Annotated in this window: 3 protein-coding genes; all 3 read left to right on the plus strand. The window is 64.4% G+C overall.

Annotated elements, in window-relative coordinates; translation table 11 throughout:
- Positions 1-276 precede the first annotated feature (276 nt).
- The 3 genes from RDCOP1_RS21075 to RDCOP1_RS21085 all read left to right on the plus strand — a co-directional run bounded on the left by RDCOP1_RS21075 (position 277) and on the right by RDCOP1_RS21085 (position 2241).
- The gene (locus tag RDCOP1_RS21075) at positions 277-1569 is read left to right on the plus strand and encodes a cytochrome P450 (RefSeq protein ID WP_072705346.1); all 1293 of its coding nucleotides are present in this window, start codon (positions 277-279) and stop codon (positions 1567-1569) included.
- Positions 1566-1754, plus strand: a complete 189-nt coding sequence (locus RDCOP1_RS21080; protein WP_072705349.1) for a ferredoxin — start codon at positions 1566-1568, stop codon at positions 1752-1754. Before RDCOP1_RS21075 ends, RDCOP1_RS21080 begins: the two co-directional genes overlap by 4 nt.
- Before the next feature lie 175 nt (positions 1755-1929).
- A complete protein-coding gene (locus RDCOP1_RS21085; protein WP_072705352.1) occupies positions 1930-2241 on the plus strand; it encodes a DUF1330 domain-containing protein in 312 nt (103 codons plus the stop codon).
- Positions 2242-2446 lie beyond the last annotated feature (205 nt).

Consider the following 2446-nt stretch of genomic DNA (forward strand, 5'->3'; position numbering starts at 1 on the left):
ATCTGAGCCCGGCGCCCGATGTCTACATCGCCCGCATCCGTGCACCGACCCCCACCGGGTCGGGGTGCGGGTGCGGGTTTTCGTGGTCTACAACAAATCATTGCCACATTGATAGTCATCAATCACAAGGTCCGAAATGTACGGTAGCTCCCGAATTTCGGAGTCAAGATCAACATGGTTGGATGTGGACCAGATCCTGGTCGGCTGCCGTCGTTTCGATAGTGGCCCCGGTTCCTCGCACCCCCCGCAGCTCCACTTCTTCTGAGAGGAAGAAACATGACCGAACTCGAGAAGCTGAACTTCTTCACCGATCCCTCCCTCGTGGGCGATCCGAGTCCGTACTACGACGCGATGCGGGAGAGTTGCCCGGTCAAGCGCGAGCCGCACCACAACGTCATGATGGTCACCGGGTACGAGGAAGCCATCCAGGTTCTGAACGACGAAGAGACCTTCTCTTCGTGCATCTCGGTGACGGGCCCGTACTCGGGATTCCCCCTCCCCACCGACAGCGACGACATCACGGACCTGATCGAAGAGACGCGTCCCAAGCTGCCCATGAACGACCAGCTGCCGACGATGGATCCGCCGCAGCACACCGACCATCGCGCCCTGCTGATGCGCCTGATCACCCCGAAGCGCCTCAAGGAGAACGAGGAGTTCATCTGGCGCCTGGCCGACAAGCTGCTCGACGACCTGCTGGCCAAGGGCTCGGGCGAGGTCATCAGCGAGTTTGCCGCGCCGTTCGCCATGCTCGTGATCGCCGACCTGCTCGGCGTTCCGGAGAGCGACCACCAGGAATTCATCGAGGGTCTCAACCTGGTGATGAAGGACGGCATCTCGATCGGCAGCACGCAGGGTACCGAGCTCAAGCTCAACCCCATGGAGTTCCTCTACCAGAAGTTCGGTGCGTACATCGAGGACCGGCGCGCGAACCCGCAGGACGACGTCCTGACCGGTCTTGCCACCGCCACCTTCCCGGACGGCACGCTCCCGCCGGTCGACGACGTCCTGCGCATCGCGGCGAACGTCTTCTCCGCGGGCCAGGAGACCACGGTCCGCCTGGTGAGCTCCGGGCTCCGCATCATTGCCGAGAACCCCGAACTCCAGCAGGCGCTGCGCGAAGACCCCGAGCGGATCAACAACTTCATCGAGGAGACGCTGCGGGTCGAGAGCCCGATCAAGGGCGACTTCCGGCTCTCCAAGGTTCCGACCGAGGTCGGCGGTGTCGAGGTACCGGCCGGCACGATCATGATGCTCGTGAACGGTGCCGCGAACCGCGACCCCCGCCAGTTCTCCGATCCGGCCGAGTTCGATCTCGACCGTCGCAACGCGCGTACCCATATCGCCTTCGGTCGCGGCATCCACGCGTGCCCGGGCGCCCCGCTCGCTCGCACCGAGGCGCGCGTCGGCTTCGAGCGACTGCTCGAGCGGACCAGCAACATCACTATCTCGGAGGAGGTGCACGGCCCCGAAGGCGACCGCAAGTTCGACTACCTGCCCACATTCATCCTCCGCGGTCTGATGACGCTGCACCTGGACTTCACGCTCGCGGAAGGCGACGCGAAGTGAAGGTTTCCGTCGACGACGACTCCTGCCGCGGCCATGGCGTCTGTCTTGCTCTCTGCCCCGAGGTGTTCGATCTCAGCGACGGCGGGTACGCCGTGACTCTCGTGTCGGAAGTTCCTCCCGAGCACGAGGATTCGGTGCGCGAAGCTGCGGCAAGTTGCCCCGAACGCGCCATCACGATCACCTGATCCACACAGTTCGACGATGGGCGTCGGCCCGGGCCTCGCGGCTCGGACCGGCGCCCATTTCGTCTCCGTGGAGTCTTCGGCAACGAGCTCGAAAGTTGTTGCATCCCTTGCATAGCCAGGCGAACTCTGATTCTCTTCCGGGATACCGCTCGCTATTCCCCCTCGAAGGAGAGTCATGCCCAAGGGATACGTAATCCTCACCGAATCGATCAAGGACCCGGCCGGAATGGGCGCCTACAGCGCTGCCTCGGCCCCCTCGCTACGCAAGGGTGGCGCGACCGTCCTGGCCGTCGACGCCCGGCCGCGAGTTCTGGAAGGCGACTGGCACGGGGACCGTACCGTCGTGCTGGAGTTCGAATCCGTGGAGGCGGCGCAGGCGTGGTACGACTCGGAGGGCTATCAGGCCGCCGTCCCGCTCCGCCACGCCGCAGCCGACACCAATGCGGTGATCCTGGCCGGATTCGAAATGCCGGCCCGGCCTTCCTGAGCGATGCCGCTCGTACACAACTCCGCAGGCGCGCCGGCCCGGACCGTGAGGTCCGGGCCGGCGCGCTTTCTGCCTTCGGCACGGCCCATCCGTTGACGCGGTACCCGTTGTGTGAAAATCTAATACTCAGCAATGAGAGTGACATTCTCATTACCGACATCACAGCGGTCGCGATCGGGTTCCGGGCGCGGGCTCCTGCCCGCAA

The sequence above is a fragment of the Rhodococcus coprophilus NBRC 100603 genome, from assembly GCF_001895045.1.
In the GTDB taxonomy this organism is placed as follows: Bacteria; Actinomycetota; Actinomycetes; order Mycobacteriales; family Mycobacteriaceae; genus Rhodococcus; species Rhodococcus coprophilus.